The sequence below is a fragment of the Enterococcus sp. GPZ-007 genome (genome assembly GCF_059374735.1).
Window position 1 is genome coordinate 1 of record NZ_JCAFYN010000021.1, and the last position, 20,958, is coordinate 20,958.

The 20,958-nt window shown below is 41.4% G+C and carries 21 protein-coding genes and 2 riboswitches; of the genes, 18 read left to right on the forward strand and 3 right to left on the reverse strand.

Annotation, left to right across the window (positions count from 1 at the left end; genetic code table 11):
* From AC4J95_RS11835 to grdD, 10 genes are all read left to right on the forward strand, one after another.
* Positions 1 to 624, forward strand: a 624-nt coding sequence (locus AC4J95_RS11835) for a GNAT family N-acetyltransferase (protein WP_494550059.1), incomplete at its 5' end; no start/stop codon positions are given.
* Positions 617 to 1,552 (forward strand): phosphotransferase family protein, encoded by a 936-nt coding sequence (locus AC4J95_RS11840; RefSeq protein WP_494550060.1) that lies wholly within the window; start codon positions 617 to 619, stop codon positions 1,550 to 1,552. The genes AC4J95_RS11835 and AC4J95_RS11840, both read left to right, overlap by 8 nt.
* Before the next feature lie 1,015 nt (positions 1,553 to 2,567).
* A riboswitch (glycine riboswitch) is annotated at positions 2,568 to 2,673 on the forward strand.
* A 391-nt stretch (positions 2,674 to 3,064) separates the two neighbouring features.
* Complete coding sequence (locus tag AC4J95_RS11845) at positions 3,065 to 3,451, forward strand: GrdX family protein (RefSeq protein WP_494550061.1); 387 nt, start codon at positions 3,065 to 3,067, stop codon at positions 3,449 to 3,451.
* 40 nt (positions 3,452 to 3,491) lie between these two features.
* Positions 3,492 to 4,778 (forward strand): glycine/sarcosine/betaine reductase component B subunit, encoded by a 1,287-nt coding sequence (locus AC4J95_RS11850; RefSeq protein WP_494550062.1) that lies wholly within the window; start codon positions 3,492 to 3,494, stop codon positions 4,776 to 4,778.
* 23 nt (positions 4,779 to 4,801) lie between these two features.
* Entirely contained in the window at positions 4,802 to 5,275 is a 474-nt protein-coding gene (grdA, locus tag AC4J95_RS11855) for a glycine/sarcosine/betaine reductase complex selenoprotein A (protein ID WP_494550063.1), read from the forward strand.
* Between the two features lie 18 nt (positions 5,276 to 5,293).
* A complete protein-coding gene (grdB, locus tag AC4J95_RS11860; protein ID WP_494550064.1) occupies positions 5,294 to 6,595 on the forward strand; it encodes a glycine reductase complex selenoprotein B in 1,302 nt (433 codons plus the stop codon).
* Between the two features lie 59 nt (positions 6,596 to 6,654).
* Positions 6,655 to 7,623 carry an NAD(P)/FAD-dependent oxidoreductase gene (locus AC4J95_RS11865; protein WP_494550065.1) on the forward strand — a complete coding sequence of 323 codons (969 nt, stop codon included), beginning with the start codon at positions 6,655 to 6,657 and terminating at the stop codon, positions 7,621 to 7,623.
* Positions 7,620 to 7,943 (forward strand): thioredoxin TrxA, encoded by a 324-nt coding sequence (trxA, locus tag AC4J95_RS11870; RefSeq protein WP_494550066.1) that lies wholly within the window; start codon positions 7,620 to 7,622, stop codon positions 7,941 to 7,943. Before AC4J95_RS11865 ends, trxA begins: the two co-directional genes overlap by 4 nt.
* Positions 7,944 to 8,119: 176 nt before the next feature.
* Positions 8,120 to 9,655, forward strand: a complete 1,536-nt coding sequence (gene grdC / locus AC4J95_RS11875; RefSeq protein ID WP_494550067.1) for a glycine/sarcosine/betaine reductase complex component C subunit beta — start codon at positions 8,120 to 8,122, stop codon at positions 9,653 to 9,655.
* Between the two features lie 11 nt (positions 9,656 to 9,666).
* Positions 9,667 to 10,827, forward strand: coding sequence for a glycine/sarcosine/betaine reductase complex component C subunit alpha (grdD, locus tag AC4J95_RS11880; protein ID WP_494550068.1), 1,161 nt, complete (start codon positions 9,667 to 9,669; stop codon positions 10,825 to 10,827).
* 33 nt (positions 10,828 to 10,860) lie between these two features.
* On the opposite strand, the gene AC4J95_RS11885 is transcribed toward grdD, so the two are convergent.
* Positions 10,861 to 11,316: a hypothetical protein gene (locus AC4J95_RS11885; protein WP_494550069.1), complete on the reverse strand. Its 456-nt coding sequence runs from the start codon at positions 11,314 to 11,316 to the stop codon at positions 10,861 to 10,863.
* Positions 11,317 to 11,523: 207 nt separating this feature from the next.
* Between AC4J95_RS11885 and AC4J95_RS11890 the strand changes: the two genes are divergently transcribed.
* From AC4J95_RS11890 to AC4J95_RS11905, 4 genes are all read left to right on the forward strand, one after another.
* Complete coding sequence (locus AC4J95_RS11890) at positions 11,524 to 13,794, forward strand: ATP-binding cassette domain-containing protein (protein ID WP_494550070.1); 2,271 nt, start codon at positions 11,524 to 11,526, stop codon at positions 13,792 to 13,794.
* Positions 13,795 to 13,992: 198 nt separating this feature from the next.
* A complete protein-coding gene (locus AC4J95_RS11895; protein ID WP_494550071.1) occupies positions 13,993 to 14,268 on the forward strand; it encodes a hypothetical protein in 276 nt (91 codons plus the stop codon).
* The gene (locus AC4J95_RS11900; protein ID WP_494550072.1) at positions 14,249 to 14,467 is read left to right on the forward strand and encodes a hypothetical protein; all 219 of its coding nucleotides are present in this window, start codon (positions 14,249 to 14,251) and stop codon (positions 14,465 to 14,467) included. Before AC4J95_RS11895 ends, AC4J95_RS11900 begins: the two co-directional genes overlap by 20 nt.
* A gap of 108 nt (positions 14,468 to 14,575) precedes the next feature.
* Positions 14,576 to 15,442 carry an arginase family protein gene (locus tag AC4J95_RS11905; protein WP_494550073.1) on the forward strand — a complete coding sequence of 289 codons (867 nt, stop codon included), beginning with the start codon at positions 14,576 to 14,578 and terminating at the stop codon, positions 15,440 to 15,442.
* A 30-nt stretch (positions 15,443 to 15,472) separates the two neighbouring features.
* Here AC4J95_RS11905 and AC4J95_RS11910 read toward each other — a convergent pair whose 3' ends face one another.
* Both AC4J95_RS11910 and AC4J95_RS11915 read right to left on the reverse strand, forming a co-directional pair.
* Positions 15,473 to 15,910, reverse strand: a complete 438-nt coding sequence (locus tag AC4J95_RS11910) for a VOC family protein (protein ID WP_494550074.1) — start codon at positions 15,908 to 15,910, stop codon at positions 15,473 to 15,475.
* Positions 15,911 to 15,934: 24 nt separating this feature from the next.
* On the reverse strand, positions 15,935 to 16,663 hold the full coding sequence (locus AC4J95_RS11915) for a DUF2087 domain-containing protein (RefSeq protein ID WP_494550075.1): 729 nt from the start codon (positions 16,661 to 16,663) through the stop codon (positions 15,935 to 15,937).
* Positions 16,664 to 16,795: 132 nt separating this feature from the next.
* On the opposite strand from AC4J95_RS11915, the gene AC4J95_RS11920 reads away from it, so the two are divergent.
* From AC4J95_RS11920 to ilvN, 4 genes are all read left to right on the forward strand, one after another.
* On the forward strand, positions 16,796 to 17,704 hold the full coding sequence (locus tag AC4J95_RS11920; protein ID WP_494550076.1) for a DUF2268 domain-containing putative Zn-dependent protease: 909 nt from the start codon (positions 16,796 to 16,798) through the stop codon (positions 17,702 to 17,704).
* A 62-nt stretch (positions 17,705 to 17,766) separates the two neighbouring features.
* Positions 17,767 to 17,858, forward strand: a riboswitch (TPP riboswitch).
* Positions 17,859 to 18,014: 156 nt separating this feature from the next.
* Positions 18,015 to 18,671, forward strand: a complete 657-nt coding sequence (gene tenA, locus AC4J95_RS11925) for a thiaminase II (protein ID WP_494550077.1) — start codon at positions 18,015 to 18,017, stop codon at positions 18,669 to 18,671.
* 114 nt (positions 18,672 to 18,785) lie between these two features.
* Positions 18,786 to 20,471, forward strand: a complete 1,686-nt coding sequence (gene ilvB, locus AC4J95_RS11930) for a biosynthetic-type acetolactate synthase large subunit (RefSeq protein WP_494550078.1) — start codon at positions 18,786 to 18,788, stop codon at positions 20,469 to 20,471.
* A complete protein-coding gene (gene ilvN / locus AC4J95_RS11935) occupies positions 20,458 to 20,958 on the forward strand; it encodes an acetolactate synthase small subunit (RefSeq protein WP_494550079.1) in 501 nt (166 codons plus the stop codon). Before ilvB ends, ilvN begins: the two co-directional genes overlap by 14 nt.

Sequence of the window (20,958 nt, forward strand, 5' to 3'; positions counted from 1 at the left end):
AATCGTTCACCTAAACGGATGGTAATCGCCAAGGAGATTCCGGATTCAGCAACGATCTTGAGAGGAGTGATTATTTTGGCAGACTTGGTTTTATTTAATAGTGAGCAGCTATTTCCAAAAAAAATAACAATTCAGCGCTTGGTAGATGTTGATTTAGAGATTGCAGCGCAGGTGATCCGAGAAAGCTTTGCGACTGTCGCCGATGATTTTGATTTAACGATCGATAAATGTCCAACTAATGGCGCCTTTACGCAAGCCAAATATTTAAAAATTGATTTGGAAAAGGGCAATCAACTTTTTGGTCTTTATTTAGGGAAGAAAATGATCGGCTTTTTTGAGTTAGTTTACAGCGAGGGGAACCAAGCGACATTGGAAAAGGTCGCCATTATCCCGCCGGAACGTGGCAAAAAATATGGCGAATTCATATTGGATAAGGTTCGGGAAATTGCCAAAAACGACCACATGGAACGAATTGATATCGGTATTATCAAAGAGAATATCCGCTTAAAGGAATGGTATCAAAGGAACGGCTATCAAATTGTTCGTTCCCAAAATTTTGCACATCTGCCTTTTGAGGTATTGTATATGCAGCTAAACTTAAATAACGAGGTGTCTAGTGGATAAATTAGAAGTGAAAACTAAAATAAAGCAGGTGTATCCTGATTTGACGATCAACTCATTGGAATTTCTAGGAGCAGGGTTTGATAGTGAAGCATTCTTACTCAATCAAACCTATGTTTTTAAATTTCCTCGTCATACAAGAGCAGCTAGAAATCTTTATAAAGAAGCGCTCATTTTAAAAGAAATTAAAGATCAGTTACCGCTTAAGGTTCCAGAAGTTTGCTTTATCGGAAAATCAAGTAAACCTAATCAATTAGAATTTGTCGGACATGAAAAAATCGCGGGCGTTCCTTTGGATGCTGAAATTTTAGCGACCTTATCCGAAGAACGTAAAGATGAATTGGCTCATGAACTGGCTGACTTTTTTAAAGCATTGCACAGTATTAACTTAGCGACCACTATCGACGATCTTCAGGTGAATAAAAAAGCTAAGGCGGCCCACGAATATGACGTAATTAAACAGGCGGCGTATCCTCTTTTGAAGGAAGCAGTCCAACAGGAAATTGATGATGTTTATCAAAGAATATTACGCCATGACTTTCACTATAAAAAATGTTTGATCCACAATGACTTTGGTGCCAGCAATGTCTATTATGACCAAGAGACGAATCGCATTTGCGGATTGATCGACTTTGGGGATATTGCGATTTATGATCGTGACATGGAATTCATTTGCCTTTTATTCGATTACGAGGAAGGCTTTGATCAGGACTTCGTTAAAAAAATGATGGAGTATTATGGAATTGATGCTGTAGAGCTACAAAACAAGTTAGACTTCGTTGATTTTTATAATCAGCTTGAAAATGTATATTTGGGCAAGGAATTTGGCATGGAGGATTTGTTTGAAGAAGGCATTGCTGAGATTCAGAATGGTTTGAAAGGCTTCAAAGAGAATATCCTTCTTGAAGACAAGACGATCTATTATATTTGATTCGTTCTTTTCATGCTCTCCGAAAAATTAAGTATCGTTTTGTCATTAAATAAAAAACTAGAGTGTACGTATTAAGTATAATAGGTTGCTAAACTTTTTTGATCAAAGAAAAAGTTCAGCAGCCTATTTTTGTTCACTTATTGTAGAAGTTCGAATTGTACCTGCTGTAGCTCGAATAATTGCTGCTATTTGGATTCTATTAAGTAATCATTTTTTATTATGAAGAAATTGGTTCTCAACTTCAGATTTTACATTAACCTCATAATTGTTGTCATCTTCAACACGAACACGATTAGTTTGACGAATTTTGCTAGTTTAAATGATTGCAACCAAGCAGAACAATGCTAAATTTAGCAGATGGTATGGAAATACTTCGAATGGTTCGAAAAACTCCAGTAGTTAATAAAAAGATGATACGCAATTTAGGTATCAGAATTTTTTTATTTTTCATTGATCTAGTTCAAAAAGAAAATAGTCAAATTTTTTTTCGCTAAGCTCCTTTTTGGGAGCGCAATTTGTTCATTTGTGAAACCGCCCATTAATAAAATAGGGCCTTTGACAATAGGTATTTGGGAAATTATAGTTAAAGGGTATTAAAACTGATAGACGAAGATCACCTTCAAAACCTCATTGATAAGACTTGAACTATATCCGCATAAGAATCTTTTTAAGGATTAATAATCAGGTGGCAAAATTGACTCTCTAGTTTTTTCTAAAGAACAAGCTGTAAATCTAACTAAAGGGCTCATTTTCGCTAAATAAGTTTTAGGATAACTGAAAAAAATGATTTTAGATGACTAAGATTTTTGTTATTCAATGATTTGAATCTTCAATAGAATTACTAATGATAGGTCTAAAACAAGACAACCACGGCAAAACAACTAGCGTTATGTTTTTTGCTAGATTAGCAACCATTGAATGGTTGTCATTTTTCTCGAAAATACAAAAAATCTCGGCTTGTAATCCTGGGAATAACTTGTTACCATCTAATTGAAGTAAGCGTTTGCATCTTAATAAGAAGATTGCGGGAGAGTGCAGAAATTACTGCCACCGAAGGTATAAGCTATGAAACAAGCTGATCTCATAGTGAACATCTCAGGTAAATGGACCGTAATTGGATCAAACTCTGAAGAGCAGAAATGCGCCGAAGAAGCAACCTCTGAACGGAGGGAATCTTTCAGGCTAGTGACAGGGGACAATGGCACAAGGTGTCGTTGTTCCCTTTTTTTGCGAGTTTCACTTTTCGCAGTAATTATTGCAGCTACACATTCATAAAGATTTAGGTTGTCTAAGATACTGAGCGCTTTAGTGAAATCGTATGCGAAACGAGAATCTACTTCATTTTTCACGGTTTTTGAAAAATGAAGTCCATACCTTCGAGGTAGCTGCGAGTTGCCTTTTATACCTTTTCGCAGTGGCTATTGCAGCTACACATTATTAGGAAATTTGGTTGTCCAAGGCACAATAAACACATCTCATGTGAAAAACATTACAAAAGGTTCGGTGACGAAAATGAACGTAATAACAAATAACCCGATGGTACAAGAAAAAATCGAAAATCTCTGCTCTATTTGTTTTGTAGAAGGGTCATACGGAGCGGTATTGGATCAGGTCAAGCAGCAAATCGTTAACGATCATGTTTGTTTGTTATCCCATCCGTTAAGCGGAAGTATCAAGCCAAATGAAACCTATTATAAGACGATTTTTGTAACAGAGACCACCTCTCAGTACATCGATATTGAGAGTTTAGAATATATCGAATCAGCGATAGCCGTCTATGAAAAATTTATCAAAAATAAGCAGCGCCCTGATTGGTCCTTAGCGGTGCTCAAAGATTTTGCTTTTGTAGATTTTTATATCGCGCAGAGTACGTTGGAAAGGATGGGGGTGAAAGGATAGTATTCAACGATCTGCAACCAATTTGAACTGAGGTGAATAAATGAAACTCGAAATTGGAAACATCGAAATCAAAGAAGTCATTTTAGGCGAAGAAGAAAAAATTGAAAATGGCACGTTAATGCTTGATCCTGCGAAAATTAAAGAACTCGTATTGGAAGATGATCGTTTAGCGAGCTGTGAAATCGAAATCGCCAAACCGGGTGACAGCGTTCGCATCACACCAGTAAAGGATGTGATCGATCCAAGATGCAAGGTTGATTCAGAGACAGGGATCTTTCCGGGGGTCATCAATAAAGTTGATGTCGTCGGCAGCGGTCGTACCCATGTATTAAAAGGCTGCGGGGTCATGACAGTTGGTAAAATCGTCGGCTTCCAAGAAGGAATCGTCGATATGCAAGGGCCTGGTTCTGAGCTGACGCCATTTTCACAGTTGATCGAAATTTGTTTAGTATTAAAACCACAAGAAGAGTTAGATCCTCATTTATACGAAGAAGCGGCACGTTTTGCCGGACTAAAAACGGCTGATTATATCGGCAAGCTGGGCGAAAAAGTCGAGCCCGATAGCATTGAAACGTTTGAAACGTTGCCGTTGTTAGAACAGATCCAACAATATCCTGATCTGCCAAAAATCGGTTATGTGTACATGCTGCAAACACAGGGGCTACTTCATGACACTTATGTTTATGGAACGGATGCGAAGCACATCGTACCAACGATCCTCTATCCAACAGAAGTGATGGATGGCGCAATCATCAGCGGAAATTGTGTGTCTGCATGTGACAAGAATACAACCTATCATCATTTGAATAATCCAGTCATTGCTGATCTATACAAACAGCATGGCAAGGAGATCAATTTTGTCGGTGTGATTGTAACAAATGAAACCGTTTATTTAAAAGACAAACATCGTTCGAGTGATTTTGTCGCGAAATTGACTGAATACATCGGTTTAGATGGTGTCATTATTTCGCAAGAAGGCTTTGGAAATCCTGATACAGATTTGATCATGAACTGTAAGAAAGTCGAAGAAAAAGGAATCAAAACAGTTATTGTAACAGATGAATATGCTGGAAGAGACGGTGCTAGCCAGTCCTTAGCAGATGCGGATAAATTAGCCACTGCAGTAGTCACTGGCGGAAACGCAAATGAAACGATCCAATTACCAAAAATGGATCGTTTGATCGGACAATTAGATTATGTGGATGTTATCGCAGGCGGCTTTGACGGCAGCTTGAAGGATGATGGCACGATTGAAGTTGAAATCCAGGCAATTACCGGTGCAACCAATGAATTAGGTTTTAACAAAATGTCTGCAAAAGGCGTTTAAATCATACTAGGGAGGAAATACTAATGACTTTAGATTTAAAAAACAAAAAAGTCTTAGTGATCGGCGATCGAGACGGTATCCCGGGACAAGCGATTGAAGCTTGTATCGAAGGTACTGGGTCAGAGGTAATATTCTCATCAACAGAATGTTTCGTCTGAACGGCCGCTGGGGCAATGGACTTAGAAAATCAACGTAGAGTAAAAGAAGCAGCAGAAAACTTCGGAGCAGAGAACGTGGTCGTTCTGATCGGTGCTGCCGAAGGAGAAGCAGCAGGATTAGCTGCTGAAACTGTGACTAACGGAGACCCTACGTACGCAGGTCCATTAACCAATGAACAGCTAGGTTTAGCTGTATATCACGCTGTAGAGCCAGAATTTAAAGAAGTTGTCGACTCAGATGTTTTCGAAGAGCAGATCGGCATGATGGAAATGGTTTTAGATGTTGATGACATCATTGAAGAAGTATCTGAAATGAGGAATCAATACGGGAAATACTAATTAGTAAAGGAGCGTCTTATGACTAAGTTTAAAGTTGTTCACTACATCAACCAGTTCTACGCTGGTATCGGTGGTGAAGAAAAGGCGGATATCCAACCATTCTCCAAAGCCGAAGTAGTAGGACCAGGTCTTGCTTTCATGAATTCATTTGGCGATGAAGCAGAGATAGTCGGCACCGTAGTGTGTGGCGACAGTTTCTTTAATGAGAACTTGGATAGTGCCAAAAAAGATGTATTAGATCGTATCAAACAATTTGAACCAGATATCGTTATTGCAGGACCAGCGTTTAATGCCGGCAGATACGGCATCGCTTGCGGCGAGGTTGCCCAAGCAGTCATGACGGAGCTAGGTATTCCAGCTGTGACCGGGATGTACGAAGAAAATCCCGGCGTGGAAATGTACAAAAAAGGTGCTTATATCGTACCGACTAGAAATAGTGCGGCCGGCATGAGAAAAGCAGTGCCTGTGATTGCGAGTCTTGCGTTGAAATTGTTGAAGGAAGAACAAGTTTCACCAGAAGAGGACAGCTACTTTGTTCGTTATCGGAAGAATTTTCAGGATGAGAAACGCGGCTCAGCTCGAGCTGTCGATATGCTGGTACGTAAATTGAAAAACGAAGAATTTACGACCGAATATCCAATGCCTGAATTTGATAACGTCGCGCCAGCCACCACGATAAGTGATCTGTCTAAAGCAAAAATCGCGCTTGTGACTTCTGGTGGAATTGTTCCTAAAGGCAATCCAGATCGGATTGAATCAAGCAGTGCCTCGAAGTATGGAACATATTCCATCGAAAACGTGGATACATTAACTGCAGATTCATATGAAACGGCTCATGGCGGCTATGACCCTTCTTATGCGAATCAAGATCCAAACCGGGTATTGCCATTAGATATAGTGAGAGAAATGGAAAAAGAAGGCGTAATCGGTAGTCTGCATAATTACTTCTATACAACTGTTGGAAACGGAACGGCTGTTGCCAACGCTAAGAAGTATGCGGCTGAGATTGCTCAGAAATTACTAGCAGATGGTGTCGATGCAGTTATTTTGACATCCACCTGAGGAACCTGTACTCGTTGCGGTGCAACGATGGTTAAGGAAATTGAAAAAACAGGCTTGCCTGTGATTCACATCTGTACAGTCGTTCCAATCTCGCAAACTGTTGGCGCGAATCGAATCGTTCCAGCGATTGCGATCCCTCATCCTTTAGGTAATCCAAGCCTAAGCTTGAAGGAAGAACAAAAACTGCGTCGCGGTATCGTTGAAAAAGCTTTGAAGGCGATGACGACACCAGTAGACGAACAAACTGTATTTGAATAATCTTTGACTGCCTGAGTGAGCCTTCATTCAGGCAGTGATTGAGGGGAGAGCATGGAAATATGTACGATGTGATTATTATCGGCGGCGGACCGGCTGGATTAACCGCTGCAATATATAATGCCAGAGCGCGTTTAAAAGTATTACTTTTGGAAAAAACAAAACTAGGCGGACAAATCGTTTCAACCCATGAAATCGCGAACTTTCCGGGTTCAGTCAAGCCGACCGAAGAAGAAACCTCAGGACCGGAATTGATCAAACGCATGGCAGATCAAGCGCAGCAATTCGGCGCGGAAATTCAATTGCGCAAAGAAGTGACTGATTTAGAGCTTGCTGGAAAAGTCAAAAAAGTCACCTGTAAGGATGGTAGTTTGTACGAATCTCATGCAGTTATTTGTGCCAACGGCGCCTTTCCAAGAGAAATCGGCTGTGACGGAGAACGTGAGTTAGCTGGAAAAGGCGTGTCTTACTGCGCGACTTGCGATGGCGCCTTCTTTGAAGACCTGGAAGTTTATGTGATCGGCGGCGGGAATTCCGCAGTGGAAGAAGCGATGTTCATCACGACCTTTGCCCGCAAAGTTCACATCATCCAGAACTTGAGCAATCTGACTGCGGACGCGATCGCCGTCGAACAAGCTAAAGCCAATGATAAGATTGATTATATTTTTGATTCAGTCGTGGAAAGCATCGAAGGCGACGGTATGGTAGAAGCGATGACGATTCGCAATACGAAGACCGATGAGCTGACACGTTTTGAGGCGGATGAAGAAGATGGCTTATTTGGTATCTTTGTCTTCATCGGCAATGTCCCAAGCACGAAGCTGTATAAAGGAAAGATTCCGTTGAACGATTATGGCTATATGATTACTGATGAAGCAATGTGTACACAAGTTGAAGGCGTCTTTGCGGCTGGTGATATGCGGCCAAAAGTACTACGTCAAGTTGTAACCGCTACCGGAGATGGTGCGACTGCCGCCTTCTCAGCACAGAAATATGTTGAAAGAATTAAAAGGGAGGTACCAACCACATGATTGAATTAACTGTTGATAGTTTTGGTGCAGAAGTTTTGGAACAAGATAGCCCAGTATTAGTCGACTGGTGGGGTGAAACCTGTGAAAACTGTCTAGCTTTGATGCCTGATGTGGAAGAACTGTATGAACAATACGGAGAACAAATTCGCTTCACTAAATTTAATACCTCACAGAAAAAAGTTCGTCGTTTCTGTATCCAACATAAAGTTTTAGGTTTACCAGTCATTTCGATTTATCAAAATGGTGAAAAGGTTGATGAAGTAGCCAAAGATGACTGTACTAAAGACGCAATCGAAGACATGATCAAAAAATATATTTAACAGTGTTTTTTAACGGGATTGTTTTGAAAACGGATCGCTGGTTTTGAAAATACGTGGTTATGCATCTGTAGCAGCAGAGTGGTATGCGCAACGACGAAATGATTTTCAAATTGGAGATCCGTTTTCTGAAGTGGAACGATCTCAGTTTGTGAGAATGATAGACGAGGAGAATGTCCATGAATTATTCGACTTTAAGAGGGGCGAGCTATGTCCTTGTTCATACACCAGATATGATCGAGCATAACGGAACGACCCAAACAACAGAAAAAATCACGACCCCTGACAGCCCCTACCTAGCCAATCTATACGATAATTTGCGCAGCTATGATGAGGTGGTCAACTATGCACCAAATCAGACCTATATCGGTAATTTGAGTTATCAAGCGTTGAAGGACTTGCCTCAGCCTTGGGTTAATCAACCATTCGAAGGTCAGCGTGAAGGCAAATTCGGCGAAATTATGCCGGAATTGGAATTTTATGGTCTATTACAGATCGCCGATGTATTTGAATTGGTCCATTTAGAGGAAAGTTTTGCGGTAAAAGTTCGTGAAGCATTAAGTGTCCATCCTTTATTCAAAGACGATGTTGAAAAAATTAAAGAAGGAAAAACACTGGAGTGGATCGAAAAGGATCTGGCTGATAATCATGCAGAAGCGTTATATTATGAACGTCAGCTGGTTGGTTGTGTGAGTCCGGCGCATCAGATCGATGTGAATTTGAATGCTCATGTGATGCTGGAAAATCTAGTGGTGAAGGCTAGCGGAGTGTTGGCTTTGCGTCAATTGATTGACAAGCATCAGCTTGATCCAAAAGAGATTGATTATGTGATCGAGTGTAGTGAAGAAGCTTGTGGCGATATGAACCAGCGAGGCGGCGGGAATTTCGCCAAATCGATCGCTGAATTATGTGGCTGCGAACATGCGACAGGTTCAGATATTCGCAGCTTCTGTGCGGGTCCGACCCATGCATTGATCACAGCGGCATCTCTGGTAGCGGCGGGAACGCATAAAAATGTGGTACTGGTAGCTGGGGGAGCGACAGCTAAATTAGGAATGAACGGTAAATCTCACGTAGGCAAGGGCTTTCCGATTTTAGAAGATGTCTTGGGCGGTTTTGCGGCTTTAATCAGTGAAAATGATGGTGTGCATCCAGTTCTGCGGCATGATCTAACGGGCAAACATGAAGTCGGCAGCGGATCAAGTCCGCAGGCTGTAACAACGGCACTGATCGCTAGCATTTTAGAAAAAGCTCAATTAACGATCAAAGATGTCGATGTCTATTCAGTCGAAATGCAAAATCCTGATATTACAAAACCAGCCGGCGCGGGCGATGTTCCATTAGCCAACCTAAAAATGATCGGCGCAATCGGTGTACTGCGTAAAGATATCGAGAAAAAAGATCTGATGGCCTTTGTTAATGAAAAATCATTAGTAGGCTGGGCTCCAACCCAAGGACACATCCCAAGCGGCATTCCTTATTTAGGTTTTGCGGCAGAGGATTTGGTCAGCGGAGAAAAGAATCGTGCGATGATCGTCGGAAAAGGCTCGCTTTTCTTAGGGCGGATGACGAACTTATTTGATGGTGTCTCGATCTTGCTCGAACGCAACAGCGGCAAAGTGTCGGAAGAAAATCAACAAGACTTAGAAGAGCTGGTGAAACGCGAAGTTGCGCAGGCATTAAGAAGCTTTGCTGCCAATCTTTCAGTAGAATAGAGGTGGAGCCAATGTCTGATCAAGTAAAACAAACAGTCAAAAAAGTATTTGAAGATTTAGCCACTAGTCTTGAAACAGGGCGCATGGAATCCAGAATCAAGATCGGCTTAACCATCGACGGCAGCGAGCTTGGTATGGAGGTTATGAAACAGGCGGCATATGTGATTAAGCAGAAAAACCTCTTTGATGTCGTTTTGATCGGTAGCGATGTGGAGTGGGCAGCGGATTTTGAGCATTATTCAACGACTAGCTGTCAAAAAGAATCCTCGGAGCTGATGGAAGAATTACTCGACAGCGGAGAATTGCAGGGCTGTGTGACCTTGCACTATAGTTTTTCAATAGGTGTCTCAACAGTCGGTAAAGTAGTTACACCGGCATTAGGTCGTGAACTTTATATCGCTACCACCACTGGCACGACCAGCGGTGTCCGAAATGAGGCTATGGTCCTGAATGCGATCAATGGTATCGTTGCGGCCAAAGCTTGCGGTATCAAACAGCCAACTGTCGGTATTTTAAATGTTGAAGGTGCGAAGATCGTTGAACGCTCATTAACTGCTCTGCAAGAAAATGGCTATGAGCTGGCTTTTGGCGAGAGTCAGCGTGAAGATGGCGGGAAAGTCCTGCGGGGCAATGATTTGTTGTTAGGCAGCGTCGATGTCGTGGTTTGTGACAGCTTGACTGGAAATATCCTGATGAAGCTTTTTTCTGCTGGTTCAAGCGGCGGGAATTACGAAACATTAGGAGCTGGTTATGGTCCGGGAATCGGACGGAATTATGATCGCAATATCTGTATTATTTCTCGAGCCAGCGGCGTTCCTGTAATCGCCAATGCCTTGGAATATGCGTATGAATTGGCAAAAGGCAAGCTTGGAAAAATCAGCCAAGCGGAATATCAAAAAGCAGATCAAGCTGGATTGAAGCAAATTTGTGCAGAGTTGACTGCGGTGCCAACAGCAGAAGTGGCGAAAGAAGTTGAACCGCCTGCTAAAGAAATTGTGACAAGTGAGATCGCCGGTATTGAGATCATGGAACTAGAAGATGCGGTGAAGGCGCTTTGGGAAGTCGATATTTATGCCGAAAGCGGCATGGGCTGTACTGGACCGATCGTTTTAGTCAACGAGAAAAATTTATCAGCTGCGCAAGCTGAATTGAAGAAAGCTAAATATTTATAGAAGGAAACCAGCTCACCGAAATGGGCTGGTTTTTTAGTATATCAAAGTAAAAAGTTGCTGGCTGTAATCATGATATGAGTTAGTGCAAACAGAGCAGCGAAAGAAAACGCCAAAGCATTTCGCAGTTTCCAGGCCGCCAGTAGGAAAAAAGATTGATGGAAATACAGCCATCCCAGTCAGCATCATTCCGTTAGTAATCCCGCTAAAATAAAATCCCCATAGCACAAAATAAATCATTAACGAAATCAAAGCGCTGAAGTCTAGAAGCGATTTTTTACGCATCAGCCTTCGATTTACGATAATACAAAGTGAAATCATCATTCCAAAACGTCCAATGTTTTCAAGTAGATTCCAGAGCCAGAAACCAGCCTCATTGTGATTCAGAGGATTGATAGGCGGTGTGATAAAAAGAAAGACTAGATTTGGAAGCATCACTAAACAGACAGCTGCTAGTCCAAGAACTGAAAAGCCGATTCGATAGTTTTTCATAGCGTACCTTTCTCTAAGAAAATGTTTTAGTTAATTATAGAGGGAATAACCAACCAGGACATCCAACTTAAGAATTAAATTTTGCTAGAGATATACTAAGTATAGCTATTAAAAGACTTTAATCATTCTAAAGAAAAAGATTTGATTCTCTCCTTGACTCTCCAGTTGCGGAAGACTTTAGACTAGATGGGTAAGGGGGGGAATCAGATGAAACCATTAAGATTAATCGGTCTCACACAGAACAATTTGCAGCATCTCTCATTGGAGATCGAGAAGAACCAGCTGATTGTATTTACAGGGGTGTCAGGTTCAGGAAAGTCCAGTTTGGTCTTTGACACGATCGCGGCGGAAGCCCAACGGCAAATGAATGCGAACTACTCTGCGTTCGTACGGAATCGGATGCCTAAGTTCCTCAAACCGAAAGCGGAACGAATCGAAAATCTGAATCCGGCGATCGTGATCGATCAAACTCCACTGGGCGGAAATCAACGCTCAACGGTGGGAACAATCACCGAGACCTATTCTCTACTACGTTTGCTCTATTCGCGAATTGGTCAACCACACATCGGATCTGCTAGTCAGTTTTCCTTTAATCATCCTCAAGGAATGTGTCAGAAGTGTTCCGGACTAGGACGCGTTAATCAAATCAACCTAGATAGACTAATCGACCGGGAAAAATCATGGAATCAAGGAGCGGTCATGGATACCCGATATGCAGTCGGTAATTGGTATTGGAAACAGTATGCCGCGGCGGACTTTTTTGATAACGATCAACCGCTGAAGGAGTTCACAACAGCTCAATGGAATCAATTAGTTTATGGGCATCCCGAAAAAGATACGACACCCGTCAATCCGAAGCTAGAAGGAATCTGCCGGAATTATGAACGAATTATTTTGAAGCGCGACCTATCTGGTCACAGTAAAATGTACGAAGAAAAGTTGAAAGAATTATTGTTTGAAGCTCCGTGCCCAGATTGTGAAGGGCGTCGATTGAATAAGGAAACATTATCGGTGAAAATCAATGATTGTTCGATCGCAGATTGTGTTCGAATGGATATGAACGATCTGTATCAATTTTTAGATCATCTACATTTTCCAGAAGTGAACGAGGTTATCAGTGAGCTCAAACGACAGGTGATGCGACTGATCGATATCGGCTTGGATTATCTGCAATTGGATCGTCAGACGCCGACCCTGTCAGGGGGCGAGGCGCAGCGAGTGAAACTAGTGAAATATATGGGCAGTTCTCTAAATGGAATGTTTTACATTTTTGACGAACCAAGTACGGGGATGCATGCGCGGGATGTTTCTCGAATCAATCGGCTCCTGCAAGATTTACGTGACAAAGAAAATACAGTATTTGTTGTCGAACATGATCCAGATGTGATCGCGATTGCCGATGAAGTGATTGATATTGGACCGCTAGCTGGTAAACAAGGCGGAGAGATTATCTTCCGTGGAGACTATCCAGCACTGCTTCAATCAGACAGTATAACAGGAAAAGAAATTTGTCAGACACTGCCGATCAACACACATCCTCGCAACTGGCATGAAAAAATGACGATCAGGGATGCTGACTTGCACAATTTAAAAAAAGTGACAGTGGATATACCAAAACATGTTCTGACGGTCGTGACTGGTGTCGCCGGCTCAGGAAAATCGACACTGATCACAAAAGTTTTACCGGAACAATTTCCAAACGAGATATCCATCATCAATCAAGCACCGATCAAAGCGACGAATCGCGCCACGCCAGCAACTTTTCTAGGAATCTATGACGAGATTCGACGAACTTTTGCTAAAGCAAATAATGTCCCTGTCGGTATGTTCAGCTTCAACTCGACTGGTGCTTGTCCTGCTTGTCATGGAAAAGGGGAGACGACCGTCGAACTGGTTTTCATGGATCCGATCGTCAATGAATGTGAAGCTTGCGGCGGAAATCGTTTCTCTGATGAAGCGTTGAGTTATCGTTTGAAGGGCTTCACGATTTTAGATGTGCTAGCCATGACGCCAAAAGAATTACAAGATTTCTATCACGAGATCGGCAGTAAAAAAATGAACGAGAAATTACAGGCGATGATCGAGACAGGGTTGACTTATTTACCGATCGGACGAAACTTAGCGACGCTTTCTGGCGGTGAACGTCAACGTTTGAAATTGACTAAAGCGATCACGCAAAATGAATCTGTTTTTGTCTTAGATGAACCGACAACCGGTTTGCATCTATCAGATATCAAGAAGTTGAACGGGCTGTTTCAACGGATGGTGGATAAAGGAAACACCTTGATTATCATTGAACACCACAGCGAAATCATTAAACAGGCTGATTGGGTCATCGACATTGGACCCGATGGCGGTGTCAAAGGTGGAAATGTTGTTTTCAGCGGTGTGCCTGAGGATCTACTTGAGAGCGGCACGATCACTGGTGAGTATTTAAAGAAAAGTAGTGAAATGATTGAAAATTCGATCTCCTGCTGATACAGCGGGAGATTTTATGATCTAAAAGCGTCAGAAAATATTAACTAAAAGAATAGTTTAGATTAATTATTATTTAAACGCCGGAAGTTCAACGGAGAGTAAGCCCGTTGAATTTTCTTTTATTTTTTAAAAGTTGTTGGAGTAGTTTTGACGTTTCACAGTGTCTTTTTTTGTTATACTTAAAAGGGGATGATTGTGATGGATCGGCTAAAAAACATCTGTTGCTATGCACCCATGATGGTGTATGCAACACCTGAAGTTGAAGCGAAAGTGGATAAATTATGTTTAGAAATGGTGACGCTCGCAGCGAAGGGCTGGAGTGTGGACCAGTTATATTATCATGCCTTGGGTCAGGGCAGTCAGATCAAGGGCATTGATATGGTATTATCGGCAGATTCTAAAGGGTTAGTCATAGTTTTCCGGTCAGAGCAAGAAAGACTGGAGGTGGAAGAATATGTCAGTGAATACTTTTAATCTAAGCATCATTCATCAAAAAATGTGTGATGAATTCATCGCAGATATTTGGATTCTTGCCATCCAAAAATGTATGGACCTACAAGAAGCCTTCGCTAACGGTAGAAAAGATGAACATCTTGAATATTTCTATAACTTGATTGATGAAAACGACGAAATGTCTTTATACTTACACGAAGAATTAGGACTAGATTGCTAGTTCTAATTCTTTTTTTGTAATTGCTTCCAATAGATGAAGGCTAGTATACTGATGATAATAAGTAGTGTAGCCAGTTTTGTTTCAATCAAAATCAAGGAGGAACGTTTTATGAGCAAAACCCTCAGATTGGTATTTCCCCAATGGCAGGGAGGAAATAATCCAAATTATGTTTTTGGTTCTGAATTGTTGAGCCACATCGTTCCGCAAAGTAGCAAGGCAGAGACGATTCAGGTCACTGTCGATAAGAATCTCGAACAAGAGCTATCGCTTGAAAATGGTGTGATCGGTGAGAGCAGTCTGCTAAAACAATTGGCAGAAGCCGCAAAAATCTTAGAGGAAAAATCACCAGAGAAAGTCATTACTTTAGGTGGAGATTGCTCCATATCTCAAGCGCCTTTCGATTATTTGCATGGAAAATATCCTGATTCACTGGGAATATTGTGGCTAGATGCTCATTCGGATATGTCGACGATCAACGACGGTCCAAAAGGGCACATGCATGTGTTGGGAAATCTTTTAGGATATGGTGCTCCGCAGTTCGCTGAAAAAGTTCAGCATCCATTTGATGTGGAGCAGGTAATGTTGGCAGGATTAAAATACAAGGAGTTACGGCCTTGTGATCATCAAGTAAATGATCTGAAGATGAATTATCTCACACCTGAGAAATTTGCAGAAGACAGTCAGCCTTTGATTGATTGGATTAATCAAAACCAGTTTAAGCATTTAGCAATTCATTTTGATTTGGATGTTCTGTCGCCTCAAGCCTTTCGTTCGATCAATCCAGGAAAGCCTTACCTAGATATCGATCAATTTCCTGCACCAGTTGGAACCATGACATTGGAACAAATTACGCGCATCATTCAGGATGTTTCCAAGAAAGTCGAGATCGTAGGCTTTAGCATTGGTGAGCATTTGCCGTGGGATGCGATCAATTTACGGAAGGCGTTGGCGGAAGTGGAAATATTTAGGGAATAGAAAAAGTCAGTGCTTGAGCGCTGACTTTTTCTATTCATGATCATCGTTATTAACGATCTCATATTTAATTCCATCCGGATCATTAAAGAAGAGGGCATAGTAATTTGGTCCATGCTGTGGAAAAATCTGCGGTTCATCTAAAATCTCAGCCCCGAGTGTGAGAACCGTTTGATAGATTCGATCGACTTCACTTCTAGAAGCTGCTCGAAAGGCAATGTGATGAACAGCTCCAGGTTTTCTGCGATGAACGGTCTCATTTTGGTATTCACTCAGAGCGGAGCAGATACCAAAATCATAGGAGCTATCGAGGTATTCGATGACGTTCATATCCAGCTCTTCCAAATAAACTTTGATTTTTTTACTTAAATCAAACCCCAGAGCTTCCATAAATCCATCATAAAAACCTTCGACCAAATCAATATCCTTCACTGTGACTTGCAAATGATCAATCTTCATTGGTGATACCATGGTTAAACCTCCGTTCCAAAATAGTTATATTTTCCAATAGGTCGTGCCGTCAACAGTTCGACCTAAAATTCCATATTCAATAAGATAGCGTCTGATCGTGACATAGTCGTCGAACATCTCAGAAATGATCTCATTAATTTCCTTTTCAGTATATTGCTTTTCTGTCACAAAGTTTTCCGCCAGCTTTTGAATCAAAATGATCCGCTTTTTCTCCTTTGTTGGTATTTGAGTCGCCTTACCATTCTCATCGAGAAAAACACTGAAGACTTTTTCTCGCTCAGTTTTAGTGGAGACAAAACGTTCATCTGAATCAATTAAGGAGTTCGCAGTAAAATCAATGTGCTCCTTTTCATCAATTGATTCCAGTAAGGCCAGAAGAATTTTCGCTTGGCGTTTCTTTTCCTTAAATTTGAAGCGATGATTTCTTACAGCTGAAGTCGTAATGTTCAGCTGATCAGCAATTTCCTGATCATCGAATCCTTTAGAAAATAAAGTCAAAAAGTTTTTTTGTGTTTCGCTTAATCCCGTTTGATTTTTATCAAGATTTACCAAGGCGTCGAAAGGACCATCATGTTCGTGCTTCAAATGATAAATCATCGCGCCTTCAGCTCGGGCTAATTGGCTGTTTGATTCACTGATTGGATAGACAAAACGATCATCAAAGGTTTGATCACAATACAAACATTTAAAAAGAAATTCTCCCTTTTTTGAATACCCCTTTTTGATTTCTTCAATCGTCAATTCACTCTTCATAATTTCTCCTCCTATAAATATGCTAACATAATTAAAATATGTTTGCAAATATAGTTGCAAATCGAGAATGATTATTTTCTTGACCTTCACGCAACGGCAACCCTTATGATAAGAATCAGGGAGGGATTTATCATGAATGATTTTAAAGTGACAATCATCGATTCACTGTCTTTTTATGAACGGTGCTTGAAAGAACAGGTAGACGAAAATGCTTTTCGTTACGAAATAATGCAGCCGCTCGAAGAAATGTGGCAGTATCTGAATGCACCGCTTACTCCAAAAACTCCAGGAGGATATGATGTAGTGATGGCTTCAGAGATGTTAGGCATTTGGACACCGCGCAAAAATACGAGTCTGATTGAATCAAATGTAGCATCGCTGAAGAAAACTGAGATATTCTCAGAATGTCGCCAAGTGTTAAGAAAGAGCGCTCAATATTTTAGTGAGATCGGCTATGAGATTCCCGTCGATGAATTCATCGTAAATATTTTATTGGGGGATCCAGAAAATAGTGTCTTGATGGCGAGTGAGGGCTATAGTGGATTTGGCGGGATACCAGGTTATATCCTGTTGATCGTTGTGCCAAATGAGTTCAATCGTACTCGATTAAAGTCGGCTTTGGCTCATGAATTTAACCATAATGTCCGTTTTACTTATGAGCCTTTCAATCATGGGGATATTAGTGTTGAGGACTATTTAGTTATTGAAGGGTTGGCGGAAGTTTTCGCTGAGGAGCTTTACGGAATCGAGCAGCGGGGACCGTGGGTACAGGACTATGACGATGAAGAGCTGGAGTACACAATCGCGGTGATGAAAGATGGTCGAGAAGCACGCGGCTTTGATCAAGTTTCCGCGTATATGTATGGTGATGAAGTCGCACGAGAACAAGGCTATCAACCAGTAGGCCTTTCAAGGAACGCCGGTTATACGATTGGTTATCACCTTGTAAAAGATTATCTAAAAAACACCGGTACAACAATTGCCGAAGCGACTTTGACTCCTAGTGAAACGATCGTAAAAGAGTCTAAAATATTTGATTAAGTAGTGAGGACTTAAAATACCAGTCGTTTTTCTAAAACAGGTATGCTATACTTTCACTAATTGAATGACACTAGGGGTGCTTTTGAAGCTGAGATTATACCCATTGAACCTGAAACAGTTAGGACTGGCGCAGGGAATGTGTGACGTAAAGAAATGTGCACCCGACCGCTTTTTTGTGGTCGGGTTTTCTTATGCATGTTTTTTAATGTTAGAGCCTCCTTTTCATTCTAAAGAGAATAAAGGAGGTTTTTATGTTGCATTAAGAAAGTTTGTTGTTGGTTGGATTAGATTTAATAAAAGGAGCAGTTTAATGACATTTACAGAACTTGCAAGAAAAGAAGCAGCACGTTATTGGGATGGAAGTTTCGAGCATCCCTTCGTTCAATCGTTGGCAGCTGGAAAGCTAGCACCCGAGATTTTTCGTTATTATTTGTTACAAGATCGCTATTATCTTGAACATTTCAGTAAGCTATACAGTCTCATCGCCGAACAAACAGAGGATCAAGCGGTTCAAACTCAATTAAGAGAAAATGCGGAGAACCTTAAGTTAGGCGAACTGGCGATTCGTGAGGAATTCTTTTCAGAATTAGCAATCAGCGATAAAGAAATCCTAGAAACAGCAATTGCACCCACGGTTTATCACTACGTTTCCCATATGTATCGTCAACTGATAGACGGTACACCAAATAGTGCTTTTGCGGGAATGTTGCCTTGTGCTTGGCTTTATCAAGAAATCGGAATTCGCTTGATTGAGGCGGGATCGTCCCATCCGTTGTATCAGCGTTGGATCGAGACCTATGCGGGTGAAGCAGCAGCTGAAGGAATAAAGAAGGAACGCGCACTCTTAGATCGTTTGTATGAAGAGAGTTCAAAAGAAGAGCAGCAACAGATGATCGAGGCATTCGTGATCAGTAGCAAAATGGAATATGCCTTTTGGGAAATGGCAGTGAATTTAGAAAAATGGTAACTCTAAGAAGATCGTTCGGAAAAGAACGGTCTTTTTATGTTGAAAACGATTGACAACAGGCAATTGCAAATGTAGAATGCAAGTCAATACTTGCATTAATAGGAGGCGTGTAAAATGATTTCGGGAGCTGAGTTGGTTGTTAAGGCATTAGTTGAAGAGAAGGTTGAAGTTTGTTTTGCTTATCCGGGTGGGCAGGCGATTGATTTGTTTGATGCGCTCTATCAGAGAACAGAGTTTCGTGTCGTTTTGCCACGGCATGAACAAGGTTTGATTCACGCGGCGGATGGTTATGCCCGCTCTACTGGGAAAGTCGGCGTTTGTATGGTTACCAGCGGACCAGGTGCGACCAATTTAGTCACGGGTATCGCTACAGCCGGGTATGATTCATCTCCACTAGTTTGTATTACAGGTCAGGTTTCAACACAACTGATTGGAAAGGACGCTTTTCAAGAAGTCGATATGGTGGGAATCTGCCGTTCAATTGCCAAATACGCAGTGACAGTCAAGAAACGAGAAGAATTAGGAACGATTTTGAAGAAAGCTTTTGTGATTGCCCAGTCAGGCAAACCGGGAGTGGTAGTGGTGGATATTCCCAAAAATATTCAACAAGAGCTTGGGTCAAATGACTATCCGGAAGAGGTCGAGATCCGGGGCGGTCGAAAAAATCAAACTATTCCTATTGAAAAATTGGAAGAAGCGGCCGGAATGTTGAACAGCGCTCAAAAGCCTGTTTTGCTGATTGGCGGCGGTGCTCATCGTGGAAGAGCTCATAAAGAATTATTGGCATTCATCGAAAAATATAACGTGCCAGTCGCTACTACGATCATGGGCAAGGGAGCATTGCCCAGCGATCATCCAAATTATATTGGCAATGTCGGAATTCACGGCAGCTATGCAGCGAACCAAGCGATGACGAATAGTGATGTGCTCTTTGCTTTGGGGACTCGGCTAAATGATCGCGTAACTGGAAATGCTGCAAGTTTTTGTCCTGCAACAAAATTGATTCACTTGGATATTGATCCAGCAATCATTGATAAAAATGTTGATTCCTCAATCAGATTAGTTGGGAATATCAAGGATACTCTGCCAAGAATCACTCGTTTGCTCCATACATCAGACCGCAGAGAGTGGTTAAAAGAGATCAAAAAAATGAACGATGCTTTGCCTGTTCACATGAATGAAACGGGATTGACACCAGAGACGATCATCAAAAAAATCAATCAACATTTTACCAACGCGATCGTGGTTACAGATGTCGGGCAAAACCAGCTTTGGACGACTCAATTTCTTGAGGTGACGAAAGATCGACAATTATTGACTTCAGGCGGATTAGGAACAATGGGCTTTGGCTTCCCAGCATCGATTGGGGCAAAATTGGGAAATCCTGAGAAGGATGTTTTAACGATCACTGGTGATGGCGGGTTTCAAATGAATCTTCAGGAGCTTGCTACGGTTATGCAGGAGAAGATTCCGATCATCATCTGTATTTTTAATAACGGAAGTTTGGGGAATGTCCGTCAGTGGCAGGAGATGTTTTATGAAAAACGTTATTCCTACACGATACTGAAAGAGAAGGACCGCCCATACGTGCCAGACTTCATCGCATTAGCTCACAGCTATGGAGCAGACGGGCTGAGAATCACGAGTGAAGAGGAAATTGATGGTGCCTTCATGCTAGCAAAGAAGAACCAAAATGAAACCTTTGTACTAGAGTTCATACTGGAGACAGAACAAAAAGTCATGCCAATCGTTGCTCCGGGTCAAAGCTTAAAGGAAATGATAGTTTATGAAAAGGACTGAACAGAAATGGCTAAGCGTTTTTGTTGAAAATGAAATTGGCGTACTGGCGAGAGTCTCTGGATTATTTTCAGGGAAATTGTATAATTTAAATAGTTTGACTGTTGGCGAAACAGAATCGAAAGATATTTCACGAATGACGATCAGTCTTTTTAGTGATGATCGTACATTTGAGCAGGTCAAGCATCAGTTAAGTAATATGATCGAAGTGATCCAAGTCATTGATTATACCAATATCCCGATTCATGCGAAAGAAGTGATGTATATTAAGCTTCCTTGTCATGAAAACTCAGAAAATGAAATTATTGCGCTAAAGCAAAGATTCGCATTTTCAATTATTGATCGCTCAGAAGAAAAGCTGCTGCTGGAAAGTGTAAACAGCGAGCTGCAGAATGATCAATTAATTGATCAGCTCCGTCAGTGCATCACTAAAGAAATCGAAGTGATTCGGGGAGGGAGTGTGGCGATCGCAGGGCTTACGAAGGAGTAA